The following is a 14,599-nucleotide window of genomic DNA, read 5'->3' as shown; positions in this document are numbered from 1 at the left end:
GCGGGAGGGCTTCGGGCTGGTCGCCGGTGGTCGGCTGAGTCACGCTTACGCCCTTCGTCGGCCGGTGGGTGAGCAGCTTAGGCCGACGCTTCGCGTGCGCGGCGGGCGAGTTGGGCGGCTCCGGGTACTCCACAGATCCACGTCCGGGTCGGGTGGCGTGGATCTGGGATCTCCTCGTGGCGCGAGCGTTGCGGCAGTTGCCACGGTGCAGCCGGGAGGGGCCCGAAAACGAAGCAGCGCCCGAGTCGGCCGAAACCGGCCCGGGCGCTGCGGAGCAGGACTGAGGGCATGCAGCCCGCCTGCGAACCGTAGGCCCTGTGGGACTCGAACCCACAACCAATGGATTAAAAGTCCTGTCCAAAGCTTGCTGGCTGGTTCCGGATGGTTTTTCGGTGTCCGGAACCACCTGGTCAAGGCAAGTACTGGGTCCTACAGGCTCTGCTCCGGGATGGCTTGTGCCACGCCGTCCGCTCACGCATCGCTCACGCACGGACAGGCTGTTGAACAGGGCATTCGCGCACCTACCGCGATAGTGTCCGCCTGATTCAACACCATTGCGTATGGGCTGTCCGCGCCCTGCCAAGACTGCGGGACCTCCGGTAGTCCCCGTGATGTCGAGCCCGGGACGAGTAATCCGGAGGTCCCGTTGTCGCAAAAGTCTGTCAGCATCCAGGCCAGAGCGGCAGTCCCGGATGTGTACGCGCCCAGCCATCTGGGCGAGTTGAACGCAGATCATCGACCGCGAGCTGGTTGATGCGGTACTCGCCTGCCGACTTCAGAGCACGCGCCGCATCCAGCCATGCTTGTCCTCCGCACGGCCGTACTGGATGTCCAGCACATGTTCCCGCAGCGCCACGGTCTGCTTGCCTGGCGCGCCGTTGCCGATGGTGAACTCGTAGCCGTCGCCCCTGAAGCCGACGATTGGTGTGACCACCGCTGCCGTGCCCGCGGCAAACACCTCGGTGATGCTGCCGTCGGCGGCCCCAGAGCGTAGTTCGTTCAGGCTGACCGACCGTTCCACCGGGGTCAGGCCGAAGTCGGCGGCCAGCGCGAGAATGGTGTCGCGGGTGACGCCCTCCAGGATGGTGCCGAGCGCGGGCGTAACGAGCCGACCGTCCGAGGTGATCAGGCACAGGTTCATCGTGCCTGACTCCTCCAGATCGCCCTCTCCCGCGCTGTCCAGGTACATCACCTGGTCGCAACCGTGCTGCTCGGCCTCGATCTGCGCGGCCAGGCTCGCGGCGTAGTTGCCCCCGCACTTGGCCGCACCGGTACCGCCCCTGGCCGAACGCGTGTACTTGCTGCTCACCCACAGAGTGACCCCGGTGACGCCGGAGGCGAAGTACGGGCCCGCCGGGCTCGCGATCACCGAGTAGATGACCCGTGCGGCGGGCCGCACTCCGAGGAATGCCTCGGAGGCGAACATGAACGGCCGAAGGTAGAGGCTCTCCTCGCCGGTAGACCTCGGAACCCACGGTTCGTCAGCGCGGATCAGCTCCTCGACGCTAGCGAGGAAGTCCTCCTTCGGCAGCTCTGGGAGCGCCAGCCGCTTGGCGGACCGGGCGAAGCGGCGGGCATTAGCCTCCGGGCGGAACAGCCAGACGCTGCCGTCGGCATGGCGATACGCCTTCAGTCCCTCGAAGATCTCCTGCGCGTAGTGCAACACGGCGGCGCTGGGATGCAATGTGAACGGCTCAAGCGGGCCAACCTTGCTGTCGTGCCAGCCGCCATCCAGCGTCCACACGGCTGAGGCCATGTGGTCCGTGAAGTACCGACCGAACCCCGGTGCGGCGAGAATCGCTGCGCGCTCGGCTTCGGGCACGGGCTTCGTCGTCCGGGACAAGGGGAAGCCAGTACTCATAGCCAATTCCTAACGCCGACGCGGTTTTCCTGAAAGGGCAGACGCCGCCCAACGGGGCCAGCCCACTATGTTAGTGGCCGTTACTCACCGGAGGGCCGGCGCGGAGGCTCGCCTATACCGCCCACGACGGCGTGCAGGCCGCCGTCGGCGTGCAGCACCTGGCCGGTGGTACGCGTGGCCAGGTCGGAAAGCAGAAACAGTACTGCGCCGACGACTTGCTCCGGATCGGTGCGGTCCCAACCCAACGGCGCCCAGGACTCATAGTGTTCGGCCAGCGCGTCGAACGTGCTCACCCCGCGTGCGGACAGCGTCTCCAGCGGCCCAGAGGAGACCAGGTTGACCCGTACGCCCAGCGGTCCCAAGTGCAGTGCCAGGTAGCGGGCGACCGCCTCCAGCGATGCCTTGAACACGCCCATCCAGTCGTAGCCAGGCAGGGTGCGCGCACTGTCGACGGTGATCCCCACCACACTGCCGCCGTGCTCGCCCGCGGTCAGCAGTGGCGCGAGCGAGGCCGCGAGGCGCTGGAGCGAGTACGTCGAGACCTGGAAGCCCTGGAGCGCGCTGTCCGCGGGTGTGCTGAGGAACGCGCCACCCACGGCGTCGGCAGGTGCATGGGCGACGCTATGCAGGACACCGTCGAGCGCACCCCACCGTCGGCCCAGTTCCGCCGAGACGGCGGCGAAACACGCCTCGTCGGTGACGTCGAGATCGAGTACGTCCGGGGTGGTTGGAAGCAGCGCCGCTGACTTGCGGGTGATCCGCGCCGCGCGGCCGAACGAGCTGAGCACGATCTCAGCGCCCTCCCTCTGGAGTGCAGCCGCGACGTGCCAGGCGATCGATTCCTGGTTCATCACGCCGGTCACGAGGTAACGGCGGCCCTTGAAATCCAATCCGGTCATGGCGCTCCCAGCACAAGGACGGAGTTGTGCCCGCCGAAACCCAGCGAGTCCGACAGCCCGATCACACCACTCGGGCCCGGCTTGAGCGCACGGGCGGACAGCACGTGATCGAGTTCGCCGAGCCGTCGGTCCGGTTCGGACAGTCCGTACGTCGGCGGGGCGGTTCCGCCGCGCAGCGCGGCCAAGGTGATGATGGACTCCACCGCGCCACCCGCGCCGAACAGGTGCCCGGTCGCGGCCTTGGTGGAGGACAGGGGAATCGACGCCAGGGCGTCGCCCAGCGCCAGGCGCAGCGAGCGGATCTCCGCCTCGTCGTTCAGCGGCGTCCCGGTGCCGTGCGTGTTGATGTAGCAGAGGTCTTCGGGCGCGACGCCCGCGTCGGCCAACGCGCGGCGCATCGCCTGTGCGGCGGGGACTCCGTCAGGCGACGGCGCGGTGACATGGTGCGCGTCGGAGCTCGCGCCGTAGCCCATCACAAGACCGAGGATCTCCGCGCCGCGTGCGCGAGCGCCCGCTACGCTTTCCAGGACGAGGATTCCCGCACCCTCGCCCATCACGAAGCCGTCGCGGTCCGCGCCGAACGGGACACAGCGGCCGGTCGGGGACAGCGCCCCCGCTTGCGCAAAGGACTCGCAGATGAGCGGCACCGACGCGGCCTCGGCCCCGCCGACAACCGCCGCAGCCGCTTCCCCTCGCCGGATCGCGCCCATCGCGACGCCGATCGCCTGCGCGCCAGCGGCACAGGCTCCCGACGTCGCGAAGGATTCGCCGCGGATGCCATAGCGCGTACACAGACTCGCTGCGGCGCTGTTGGCCATCATCAGCGGCACCGTCAACGGCGTCGCGTCAGTTCCCTGCGGACTTTCTGGGGCGCCGCCCAGACCAGTGCCGACGATGCACAGGATCTCCTCCGGAGGATAGGGAAGCCCGTTGGACCACCCGGCCTGGTGGACAGCCTCGTCGGCCGCGACGAGCGCGAGTTGCGCGAAACGGGCGTTGCGCCTGCTCTCCCGCCGGGTGAGGAACTCCCCCGCGTCGAACTCCACGCAGCGCCCGTCTCCGCCCACCAGAGCGGTTTCGCCGGCGACAAGCCGGGAGGCCAGGACGGCCGCCCCAACGCCGAGCGGGGTGACCGAGCCGACACCGGTGACCGCTACCGGAAGCGTCAAAGGCCGGCCTTTTCCGCTACGTTCGCAGCGAGCTGACCCACCGTGACGTCGGCCAGCTCGGCGCGCGGGATGGTGATGTGGAACTTTCGTTTGATCGTGGCCATCAGCTCGGCCGCGTCGAGCGAGTCGATATCGAGGTCATCGAACTTGGCCTCGGGCGTGATGGTCTCCTCCTCGACCCCAGAGTCGATGAGCTCGGTACGGATGAGGTCCAGGACGGCCTCGGTGGATACGGTTGCGGGCATGATCGCTCCTTGTGCGCTGCTGATGGTTAACGACTGAAGTTCGGGGAGTGGCGCTGTGACCAGTACCACTGGCGCCAGTAGCTCTCGGCCAGGTCCATCCAGGTCTCCAGGCGCTGCGTGCTATCGAGGAACCAGTTGAGGCTGACCATCAGCCAGCTGTAGACGGCCTGGCTGTCGCGGCAGCCGCCGCAGTCGCCGGAGGTGCAGCAGAACTGCAGCGTCTCGTAGTCCGCGCCGTAGACGGCGAAGCCGTCCAGCACCGGATTGCCGTTGTTCACCCGCTGCTCGTGCTCGGGCATGTCGACGCTGATGCTTGGGCAGACGTCGTAGCCGAACTGGCCGCCCCAATGGCCGCGGCCGGTGATCAGCGCCTCGATGAAGTACGGGTGGCTGACCACGGTGTCCGGGTACAGCTCCTTGACGCGCAGGGCTTCGGCAAGGGTGCGCTTCTCGTTCTCGATCCGCAGCGGGTGGTCCGAGCCGTGCTCGCTGTAGAAATTGAATGTCACCTGGTTGCCGTTGTCGCGAATCGCCCGCACCGTCGACTCGACGTAGCGCAGCCCCTCTTCCGACAGCGCGAAGACGAATGTGACGCGGGGGTCGTCGCGGTAGTGCTTGAGCGCCTTCTCAAACAGCCCCGTGAACGATGAGCCGTTCGGCCGGTGCGCGCGAAGCGCGTCGTCGAGCGGCCCGCCTCCGAACAGACTGATGCCGATGGCGACGTGCTCGTAGCCCTCGCGGGGAAGCGGGCGCAAGCCGTTGGTGGAGATGGTGATATATGGCAGCGTCTCCACGAACGGGCGCACTCGATCGAGCACGATGGTCGGTTCGCCGCCGATCAGCGTGGCCTGAGTAACGCCGTCTGCGGCCAGCTTCTCCGCGAACGCGCGGATCAACCCCGGGTCCGAGGTCTCCTTGACTGCGGTGTCGAAGCCGCCCTCAAAGTACCAACAGCCCTTGCAGCGAATGTTGCAGGCGGTTGTGAGGTGCACCTCACAACCGCGCACTCGGCGGCCCACGTCGCGGACAGTCTTCAGTCGCGCGGCCAGATCGGGCCGGTCAGCCAACAGCTCGCGCAGGCGGGCCTTTGACTCGGCACGGGACGGCGGGCGCGGAGTGATGAGCACAGGTATGGCCATGACTGCCTCCGCGGCTTATTCGGGGACGTGCAGGCCCAGGTTGGTGATGCGGGATGCGACCTTCTCCCGCCACAGTTCGATGGCTTCGCCGTTGGTGGTCTTGCGCAGGCCATAGCGCACGGCCAGCTTTGAGCGCTTGGTGTTGGCGCTGCCGAAAATGCCGACGAACATCGGCCACAGCCGGTCGAGCGCGGCCTGGAGCTGCTCTCGGCCCTCGTCGGTGTCGGCGAGGTTGCGGCAGACTCGGGCGCCGTGCGCGATGTGGATCTTCTCGTCCAGGATGATCGTGCGGACGGCCTCGGCCCAGGGCTTATAGCTGCTCTCGGCGAACTCGCGCAGCATCACCATCGCGGTCTCCTCGCCGATGTAGGAGTAGATGCCGCGCTCGGCCCATGTGGTGCAGGTGTGCATGCGCTCATCAGCGAACAGCATTCGCTCGGAGAGCGGCTGAGTCTCCATGTGGGTTGTGTCGACGCCGAGGTTGGCGAGGATACGTTTGCCGATCTTGTAGTGGTCGTACTCCTCGGCGGCGCGCTCGGCGCACACCTGACGCTCCTCCGAGGTCGGCGCCAGTGGCAGGAACATCAGCGCGTAGTCGTCCCCGCCGGAAAGCTCACCCTCGGTATTGATGGTGATCTGACTGATCAGCATCTTCTGGTAGTCACGGGGCATCCGGTGGAATTCCTCCGGAGTGCGCACCACAACTTCTTCGTCGTCTAACACCGCGACCGTCATTGGCGACCTCACCTTCTCATTACGGACAGAGACAAGACGGGAAGCAGCGGGAGCGCGGCACACGCCGACGGACGACCCAATCCCCCGAAGCGTGCCTCAAACCCCCCAGGCTCACGAGCTGAAACATTGCCATAGCAAGGACCGGCAACACCAGGTTTCATAGCACACCTATATTTTTCCGCCAATCAGGTTTCGCCCCTTTGGAAAAGAGTGACGATCTTCGATATGCGGAGGTCAGCACGCCGCTACCCGGCGGGATCTCCTCGACAGAATGACTGGCCGACTCCGGGGAAACACAGCAATCGCTGCTGCGGCTCGACGAGTTGGAGCCCGAACGTGTCTCAAAGTGCAACACGGTCAGGACTGAGAGATCCACAGAACTGTTAGCGTCATGATCGATGTCATCAACTTCGGACGACGACACAGCCTCAGGCCCGCTACGCCGGGCCATGGAGACGATCCAGTCGCTGCGAGGACAACTGGAGGCGTTGCGCGCTACGCAGCGTGTCGCCATCATTGGCACAGGGCTGCGCGCGCCCGGCGGAATCGCTGACCGCGAGGCGTACTGGCAGGCCCTGGCAGAGGGCCGCGACCTCACCAACGAGCTCCCCGAGCATCGCCGCCGCACGTTCGCTGACGACTGGGACGGCTTGCTTTCCCGCGGCGGATATCTGAAAGACGTGCTCGATTTTGACGCGAAGTTCTTCGGGATCTCCCCTCGGGAGGCGAGGAGCCTCGACCCGCAGCACCGTCTGCTGCTCGAAGTGGTGTGGGAGGCGTTCGAGGACGCGGCCATCCCTCCCGCGAGCGTTGCGGAGTCGACCGGCGTGTTCGTCGGCATCACCAGCCAGGACTACCGGTTGTGGGCCGACGGCGAGCCGAGCTCGTCCTGGCTCATCGGCAATGGCCACTGCTTCGCCGCGGGCCGGATCGCCTACACACTGGGCTTCCAGGGCCCGACGATGGCGATTGACACAGCCTGTTCGTCCTCCTTGGTCGCCCTGCACACGGCCTGCCGCGCGCTGGCCGCGGGTGACTGCGACGTGGCCCTGGCCGGTGGTGTGAGCCTCGTGCTCGCGCCGCGCTCGACTGCGGAAATCCAGCGCACGGAAGCGCTGTCACCGGACGGCCGCTGTCGCCCGTTCGACGCGCGGGCCAACGGCTTCGTCCGCGGCGAAGGCTGCGGCGCGGTGGTGCTGAAGCGGTTGGCCGACGCGGAGCGCGACGGAGACCGAATCCTCGCTGTGATCGAGGGCACCGGCGTCAACCAGGATGGGCAGTCCTCCGGCTTCACCGCACCGAACGTACTGGCGCAGACGCGACTGATCGAGTCTGTGCTGGCTTCCGCCGGGCTGACAGCCGCCGACATCGGCTATCTGGAAGCCCACGGCACCGGAACTCCGCTGGGCGACCCGATCGAGCTGGAAGCAGCCCGGACGGCTTTGGGTAGTCCGAGAAGGACGTGGCACGTCGGGTCCGTGAAGGCGAACCTCGGGCACGCCGAGGCCGCCGCGGGTGTACTCGGGCTCATCAAAGCCGTGTTGTGCCTGGAGAAACGGCGAATTCCACAGCAGGCACAGTTCGAAACGCTCAACCCACGGATCGAGCTCGGTGACAGCGGCATGACCGTGCCTACGGAGACGGTGCCCTGGGATTCGTCGGCAGGCCGGTGTGCGGCCGTCAGTTCATTCGGCATGAGCGGCACCAACGCCCACGTCGTGCTCTCTTCCTCCGACTCTTTCGAGCGGGTGATGAGCCCGGCCACTGCGAGCGGTTTCCTGGTGTCTGCTCACACGGAGTCGGCTCTGCGCGCACTTGCGATTCGTTACGCGGTAAGGCTTTCCGAAGCCGACTACCCGGCCTTCGTGTACACCGCGACCCATGGACGCACCCGTCTTCGGTTCGCCGCCTGGATCAAGGCGGACAGTGCGCAGGAAGCCCGCGACGCCCTGACGGCGCTGGGGAACGGCACCGAGGACCCACGCATGCGGATGCTGGACTCAGCGGAAGCCGTCCCGAGTGAGGCGCCGGCCCGCGCGGTGCTTTCGCTGCCGACGTATCCCTGGGAGAAGGTCACCTATTCCATCCGCCCGCTCGGTGTCGGCGATACCTGAGCATCACAGCTCCCTCCTCCTACCGGGAAAGGAGAAGTGCAGGGTTGCCAGAGCGACCAGGCGCCCCGGCTCATCCTCGACGCGTGCTGTGAACACAGCTGTCCGACGGCCGATTCGCACGGCTTCGATGCGGGCGCGCAGCTCCCCCGGCTCGGCAGCCTCCAGGAAGGTGATGCTGCTGGACGTCAGCATCGCTGACGGTGTCTTGCCCAGGTAGGCGCTGACGGCCAGATACGCCGCCACGTCCGCGAAGGCAAAGATGGCCGGGCCGGAGACCGTGCCGCCAGGGCGGGTCGACAAGCTCGCTGGATCGGCCGTGAACACCAGGCCGTCCGGCGCGACCTCGGCGATGTCAAACCCGTGTTCATCTGGTAGGTACTCCGCCAGCAAGAGGCGGGTCTCGTCGAGGGTGAGGATCGGGCGATCACCCATGTGCGCCCGCCTCCTCCATATCGAACAGGTCTGACAGCGCGGCGCCGAGACGTGACAGGCTGCCGTACTTCCACAGCAGCGTCGGGCTCAGACGCAAACCCAGCGAAGCCTCCAGCTTGTTGCGTAGCTCCAGCGACATCAGCGAATCGAGGCCGAGCGACTTGAGCGGGACATCGCGGGCCAGCTTGTCCGGGTCGATGCGCAGCACCATCGCAGCGTCACGGCGGACCATGTTCTCCACCAGTCCCCGCCGTTGCTCCGCAGTCACATTCCGCAACCCCGTGTCCGCTGCGGACCTGTCCATGGTCGCAAGTGACCGCCAGCTGGACAGGGAGGCGGTGGCGGGGTAAGTCTCGATCCACCGCTGAGGGTCGAGTGCGACGTAGGCGACCAGGGCCTCGTCCGTCTCGATGAACCGCCTCAGCGCCTGCCAGCACTCTTCGACAGTCACACTCCGCATGCCGCGGTCGGCGAGCCGGTCACCGCGGCCCGCGTCACGCGCCGCGAGTCCGACGTCGGAAACCGGCCCCCACTGCACGCTCAAGCCGGGCTGTCCGGCTCGACGGCGCTCCAGCGCGAGTGCGTCGAGACAACTGTTGGCCGCGGCGTAAGCGGCTTGGCCCGCCGTGCCGACGAACGCGGCGGCGGACGAAAACAGCACAAACAGATCCAGCCCGTCGTCGGCGGTGAGTTCATGCAGCACGCGGGCACCGTCCGCCTTCGGCCGCAGTACACGCTCGATCCGAGCAGCATCGAGGTTCTGCAGGGTGGCATCGTCGAGGATGCCCGCCGCGTGGAAGACACCACGCAGTGGCGGCAAGGTCGTCCGGATCTCGTCCAGCACTGTCCGCATGCGCTGCTCGTCGGCAACGTCGGCAGACCACACACCGACCCGGACTCCAGTGGCGCGCAACGCTTCGATCCGGTCGGGATCGCTCGGCTCGGACCGTCCGAGCAGTGCGACCGCACCGGCTCCGCAAGACACCAGGAACTCCGCCAGCGACATACCCAGCGCGCCGAGGCCGCCAGTGATCAGGTAGGTGCCCTCGGAACGGAAGCGACCATCCGGCAACGGCTTGGGCGTCACGGTGGCACAGCCGGCTGGGTTAGTGAGCACGATCTTGCCGATGTGCTCACCCCGCGACATGGTGCGGAACGCCTCTTCGGCATCGGCGAACTCCCACTCCCGCACCGGCATTGGCTTGAGTTTCCGCGCCTCCAGCAGCTCCCAGACGGTGTTGAGTACCGACGCGAACCGCTGCGGGCGACGTCGCAGCAGTCCGGCGATGTCCACTGCGGCAAAGGTGACCGATTTCCTGAACGCTCCGAGGTCGACGGAGGTCTCGGCGTAGATGTCCCGCTTGCCCACTTCTACGAATCGGCCATCCTCAGCCAGTGCCTCCATGCCGAGCGGAATAGCGGCACCCGCCAGCGAATTGAGCACGATGTCCACACCACGACCAGCCGTCGCAGCGCGCACGCCCGCGGCCCAGTCGAGGCCACGTGAGTCGAAGACGTGCTCCACCCCCAACCCGCGCAGGTACCGGCGCTTCTCCTCGGTACCCGCCGTGGCGATCACGTTCGCACCCGACATCCGTGCGACCTGCAGGGCCGCCAGGCCGAGGCCGCCTGTGGCCGAATGGATGAGCACCGTCTCGCCCGGCTCGATCCTGGCCACGTGGACGAGCGAGTACCAGGCCGTGACCAGCACCATCGGCAGCGCCGCAGCCTCGGGCGCACTCAGCCCACCCGGGAGCGGCACGACGTGCCGCGCATCGACGGTGACCTGCGAGGCGAGCGTGCCAAACCCGCAGGCGACCACCCGATCCCCGGCGGAAATCCCGCTCACCCCCGGCCCAACGGCGGTCACCGTGCCAGCGCAGTCGAGGCCCAGCAGCTCTCGGTCCGGCGAGCTGTCCGGGTAGACGCCCATCGCCTTCATCACGTCGATGAAGTTGAGCGACGCAGCGTCGACGGCAACCTCCACGTGCCCGTCGGCGAGCGCCGGCCGGTCCAGTGGCCACCGGCACAGCGAGTCAAGGCTGCCCGGTCGTGCAATGCCTTGGCGGAACGACTGCGCCCGACGACTGTTCCGCCACGGTGCGGGTGTCTCCGAGGCGCCGCCGTGGCTGCGCCGTCCGACAAAGCGTTCATTGCCGCGCAGGACAACCCTGTCCTCGGTGGCCGCGAGCTCGTCCACCAGGGCCGGCGAAAGCGCGTCGGTCTCAATCAGCCGTGCGCTGAGCTGCGGATACTCCGCCTGCACCGCGGCTATGAAGCCCACGTACAGCCCGGATGAAGGAGCGCCGTCTCGGACTACCACGGTCAGCCTGGCAGAAGGGTTTTCGTCAAGGCAGCGACGAATCAGGTTCGTCAGCTCCACCAGCCCCGCCCGCCCCTGTTCAGGGGCGAAGAAAACCACAGTGTCCGCACTGGCCAGATCTTCCGGCCCGAGCGCGTCCGGCAGCACGCCCGCCCGCCCGCAGGAGACCACCGTGCCAAGGTCGCCTGTCTGCCGCTCCTGCCGCTCGAAGCTCATCCGGTAGACGTTCTGAGCGATGTCGACCTGCGCTGTGCTCGTCGGCAGATCGGCCAGCACCACCCCCTCGAGACGCCCGACCGGCGCGCGACTGGCGTCGAACACCGCGAGGTCGAAACCACTGCCCACTCGCCGCGAGTGGACCCATAACTGGCGCGCACCGGTCGCCGTCACCGCTGCCGAGCGGATCGCGACCGGCACCGAAGGGCCGTCACCCGCTGCGAGAGCCGCTTGCAGAATTCCGTCCCACAGCACCGGATGCAGCGCTCCCACCGCGGCTCCGGACGGACTTCCCGCGGGCAGCTCCAGTGAGACCAGTGCCTCGTCCTCAGCGACATGACCACCGGTCACAGACCGGAAAGCCTTGCCATACGACAGATTCCGCTGTGCACAGCGCCGGTAGAAGTCGTCAGCGTTGAGGACGTTCTTGTTGAGCATGTACTCCGGGAACCTGCATAACTCGACGGGCGCGCCCCAGGACGTCAGTGCGCGGCAATGCCGCGTCCACCCAGTCTCTTCACCAGATGCCAACGACACCACGCCCGCCGAGCCCGCACCGGGGCGCCACGTCGCAGCAAGCTTCAGCGGCTCGTCACCCAACGCCAACACCGCGGGCAAGTCGATGTCCCGCAACACCAGCGGTGCGTCAGCACGATCGCTCAGCGCGCTCTGCATCAGCGCGAGATAGCCGCCAGCCGGGAAGACAACAGCGTCGTGCACACGATGATCGGTCAACCAGGGATGCGCCTCTAAGGCCAGATCGACAGCGCCTTCCCATACGCCGTTCGCCGTCGACGGCGACAACGGCAATGCCAGACGGCCGCCCTTTGCCCCCGTGCTCCGCCGCGACTCCGTCCAGAACCGCTCGCGCTGGAACGGGTACGGCGGCAAGGTCACCGAAGGACGCCGCGCCGGACGCGGCCCCCAGGCGTTCAGCCCGGAGACGTACGCCTCGCCGAAGGCCCTGAGCAGGTCGGCGTGTCCGCCTTCGCCGCGGCGCAGCGTACCCAGCACAACCGGTGGTTCGTCACGGCCGTCGCCGATCTGTCGAAGCGCGGTGCCGAGCCCCGGGTGGGGGCTGACTTCGATGATGTGCGTCACACCGTCGTCGAGAAGCTTCTCCACCGCCTCTGCGAAACGAACCCGGTTCCGCAGGTTGGCCGCCCAATATCCGGCGTCCATCTCCGTGCCGTCGAGCCCCGTCAGATCCACTGTGGACAGCAGAGGCGTGTTCCCCGGCCGGGGACTCACCGACGCAAGTGCCTCGCGGATCGTCGGTACGATGGCGTCGATCTGCGGGCTGTGCGATCCGTAGTCGACGTCGACCAAGCGGCAGAACACGTCGTCGGCTTCGAGAATCTCCTTGAGCAGCAATACCGAGTCTGCGTCACCGGCCAGCACGCAGGACCGCGGCCCGTTGTGCACCGCCAGTTCGACCAGTCCCTCAAAGCCTTGAAGTGCCCGCTTCGCGCCGTCCAGATCAAGGTCCACTGCGAGCATCCGACCCTGTCCGGCGACCTGCCGCAGGATTCCGCTGCGCCTGCTCACCACTAGAGCGGCATCCTCCGGTGACAGTGCTCCGGCGACCGTCGCAGCGGCGATCTCGCCCTGGCTGTGGCCCACCACGACGTCGGGCCGCACGCCCGCGTCCGCCCACGCCGCCGCGAGAGACACTGACGTGGCCCACAATGCGGGCTGCACCTGGTCCACTCCGGACGGGTCCTCCCCGCCTGTGACGAGATCTCGTACGTCCCAGGGAACCTGCTGGGATAACGCCTCCGCACACCGGTCCATCGCGCGGGTGAAGGCCGCGTTATGCCCGTACAGGCCGGCACCCATGCCTGTCCACTGCGCGCCCTGCCCTGGGAAAACTAAGGCGACCTTTCCCACCTGCCGCGCCCGGCCCGCCGCCACTTCGATCAGCTCGGGGCCGATCAGCGCGCGTCGCTCCGGGAAGTGGTCGCGGTACCACGCCAATACCTGCCCCGTCTCCCGCGCAGGCGCTCCGGCGTCCAACCGCTCCAGCACGTCCGTCGCACGCTGCGACAGCGCCTGCGCATTGTGTGCGCTGAGCGGCAGCAAAAACGGCTCGTCAGAGGCTGTAGGCTCCGGTTCCGCCGCCGAGGGCGGCCTGGTCACGACGGCGTGCGCATTCGTCCCGCCCCAACCGAACGAGTTGACGCCGATGTGGCTGTCCGGCGCCAGAGCCAGCGATTCGCGGGCGACGGCAAGATTCAGCCCGTCAAAATCGATCGCCGGGTTCAGCTCCTCAGCATGCAGGCTCGGCGGGACGACGCCATGTTCCAGCGCCAGCACGGCCTTGATGAGCCCTGCCAGCCCCGCTGCCGGTTCGAGATGGCCGATGTTGGTCTTCACTGAACCGATGTGCAGCTTGCGGCCCGTGCTGGCTATACCCAGCACCTCCCCTAGCGCCCCTGCCTCGGCGGTGTCGCCGCGGCTGGTGCCGGTGCCGTGCGCCTCGACGTACGCGAGCTTTTCCAGCGGCACCGTGCCCGATCCGTACACGCGCTGGAGCAAGTCGCGCTGAGCGGACGGATTCGGCGTAACGAGGCTTTCCCCGCCGCCATCGTTGTTGACCGCACTCGCGACGACCACCGCGCGCACCCGATCGCCATCGCGGAGGGCCCGGTCCAGCGTCTTCAGGTACACCGCGGCGACGCCCTCGCCGCGCACGAAACCGTCTGCGCCCGCCCCGAAGGCGTGACAGCGCCCAGTCGGCGAAAGACCTCCGAAATGTGTGAGTCCTACCGTGACCTCGGGCGTTAGCATCAGATTCGATCCGCCGACCAGCGCCGCGTCGACTTCGCCGTGCCGCAGCGCCTGGCAAGCTTGGTGCAGAGCAACCAAGGAGGACGAACAACTACTCTCGACGGTCAGACTGGGCCCGGTCAGCCCGAAGAAATAGGACACCCGGGACGAGAGAATGTCGAGAGAGTTGCCGACGATGCTGTGCTGCGTTGCGCCTGCGCCGCCGTCCTTGCGCAGCAACTCGTAGTCATGCCAGAGCCCGCCGACGTAGACCCCGGTGTGCGATCCGCGCAGCTCACCGGCCACCTCGCCAGCGTCCTCCAACGCCCGCCAGACCGTCTCCAGCATCAGCCGCTGCTGCGGATCCAGCACCTCCGCCTCACGCGGCGAGATTCCGAAGAACTCCGCGTCGAACTGGTCCACCCCATCGAGGAATCCCCCAACCGCTTGGATCTCACGGGTCGGGTCGAGCACCTCCTCCGGGTCCCACCGCTCCCGCGGCACCGATCCCACAGCGTCGCCACCCGTGATCAGCAGTTCCCAAAACGCGTCCAGATCCGGCGCCTGCGGGAACCGCCCCGCCATGCCGACAATCGCGACCAGGTCAGCCCGAACGCCGCTCAACAGCCCTCCCAAGTGGACCTCGCCGCCACAACGGCCCACCATATTGATCTGCTTTCCACCTCTTGTCGAGCCC

9 protein-coding genes are annotated in these 14,599 nt (G+C 67.4%); 1 reads left to right on the top strand and 8 read right to left on the bottom strand.

Features of this window, described 5'->3' with window-relative positions; translation table 11 throughout:
* Positions 1-775: 775 nt before the first annotated feature.
* The 6 genes from G6048_RS28055 to G6048_RS28030 all read right to left on the bottom strand — a co-directional run bounded on the left by G6048_RS28055 (position 776) and on the right by G6048_RS28030 (position 6,048).
* The gene (locus G6048_RS28055) at positions 776-1,861 is read right to left on the bottom strand and encodes a branched-chain amino acid aminotransferase (RefSeq protein WP_165342374.1); all 1,086 of its coding nucleotides are present in this window, start codon (positions 1,859-1,861) and stop codon (positions 776-778) included.
* Between the two features lie 80 nt (positions 1,862-1,941).
* Positions 1,942-2,760 (bottom strand): SDR family oxidoreductase, encoded by an 819-nt coding sequence (locus tag G6048_RS28050; RefSeq protein ID WP_165342373.1) that lies wholly within the window; start codon positions 2,758-2,760, stop codon positions 1,942-1,944.
* A complete protein-coding gene (locus G6048_RS28045; protein WP_165342372.1) occupies positions 2,757-3,929 on the bottom strand; it encodes a beta-ketoacyl-[acyl-carrier-protein] synthase family protein in 1,173 nt (390 codons plus the stop codon). The genes G6048_RS28050 and G6048_RS28045 overlap by 4 nt, the downstream gene beginning before the upstream one ends.
* Positions 3,926-4,174, bottom strand: a complete 249-nt coding sequence (locus G6048_RS28040) for an acyl carrier protein (protein WP_165342371.1) — start codon at positions 4,172-4,174, stop codon at positions 3,926-3,928. The genes G6048_RS28045 and G6048_RS28040 overlap by 4 nt, the downstream gene beginning before the upstream one ends.
* A 26-nt stretch (positions 4,175-4,200) precedes the next feature.
* The gene (locus G6048_RS28035) at positions 4,201-5,313 is read right to left on the bottom strand and encodes a radical SAM protein (protein ID WP_165342370.1); all 1,113 of its coding nucleotides are present in this window, start codon (positions 5,311-5,313) and stop codon (positions 4,201-4,203) included.
* 15 nt (positions 5,314-5,328) lie between these two features.
* Positions 5,329-6,048: a ferritin-like fold-containing protein gene (locus tag G6048_RS28030; RefSeq protein ID WP_206342215.1), complete on the bottom strand. Its 720-nt coding sequence runs from the start codon at positions 6,046-6,048 to the stop codon at positions 5,329-5,331.
* Positions 6,049-6,497: 449 nt separating this feature from the next.
* Here G6048_RS28030 and G6048_RS28025 point away from each other — a divergent pair, with 449 nt between their 5' ends.
* Positions 6,498-8,162 (top strand): beta-ketoacyl synthase N-terminal-like domain-containing protein, encoded by a 1,665-nt coding sequence (locus tag G6048_RS28025; protein WP_165342369.1) that lies wholly within the window; start codon positions 6,498-6,500, stop codon positions 8,160-8,162.
* Between the two features lie 3 nt (positions 8,163-8,165).
* Here the strand turns inward: G6048_RS28025 and G6048_RS28020 are convergent, their stop codons facing one another.
* Positions 8,166-8,594 carry a PaaI family thioesterase gene (locus G6048_RS28020; RefSeq protein ID WP_165342368.1) on the bottom strand — a complete coding sequence of 143 codons (429 nt, stop codon included), beginning with the start codon at positions 8,592-8,594 and terminating at the stop codon, positions 8,166-8,168.
* A complete protein-coding gene (locus tag G6048_RS28015) occupies positions 8,587-14,526 on the bottom strand; it encodes a type I polyketide synthase (RefSeq protein ID WP_206342214.1) in 5,940 nt (1,979 codons plus the stop codon). The genes G6048_RS28020 and G6048_RS28015 overlap by 8 nt, the downstream gene beginning before the upstream one ends.
* Positions 14,527-14,599 lie beyond the last annotated feature (73 nt).

The organism is Streptomyces ureilyticus (assembly GCF_011045025.1).
GTDB classification, from domain to species: domain Bacteria; phylum Actinomycetota; class Actinomycetes; order Streptomycetales; family Streptomycetaceae; genus Streptomyces; species Streptomyces ureilyticus.
This window is presented reverse-complemented; position numbering and strand designations above follow the sequence as displayed.

Bases quoted from the DNA above. Each gene is read 5' to 3' on its own strand.
- G6048_RS28055 (WP_165342374.1), bottom strand. From the start codon at position 1,861: ATGAGTACTGGCTTCCCCTTGTCCCGGACGACGAAGCCCGTGCCCGAA.
- G6048_RS28050 (WP_165342373.1), bottom strand. From the start codon at position 2,760: ATGACCGGATTGGATTTCAAGGGCCGCCGTTACCTCGTGACCGGCGTG.
- G6048_RS28040 (WP_165342371.1), bottom strand. From the start codon at position 4,174: ATGCCCGCAACCGTATCCACCGAGGCCGTCCTGGACCTCATCCGTACC.
- G6048_RS28035 (WP_165342370.1), bottom strand. From the start codon at position 5,313: ATGGCCATACCTGTGCTCATCACTCCGCGCCCGCCGTCCCGTGCCGAG.
- G6048_RS28030 (WP_206342215.1), bottom strand. From the start codon at position 6,048: ATGACGGTCGCGGTGTTAGACGACGAAGAAGTTGTGGTGCGCACTCCG.
- G6048_RS28025 (WP_165342369.1), top strand. From the start codon at position 6,498: ATGGAGACGATCCAGTCGCTGCGAGGACAACTGGAGGCGTTGCGCGCT.
- G6048_RS28020 (WP_165342368.1), bottom strand. From the start codon at position 8,594: ATGGGTGATCGCCCGATCCTCACCCTCGACGAGACCCGCCTCTTGCTG.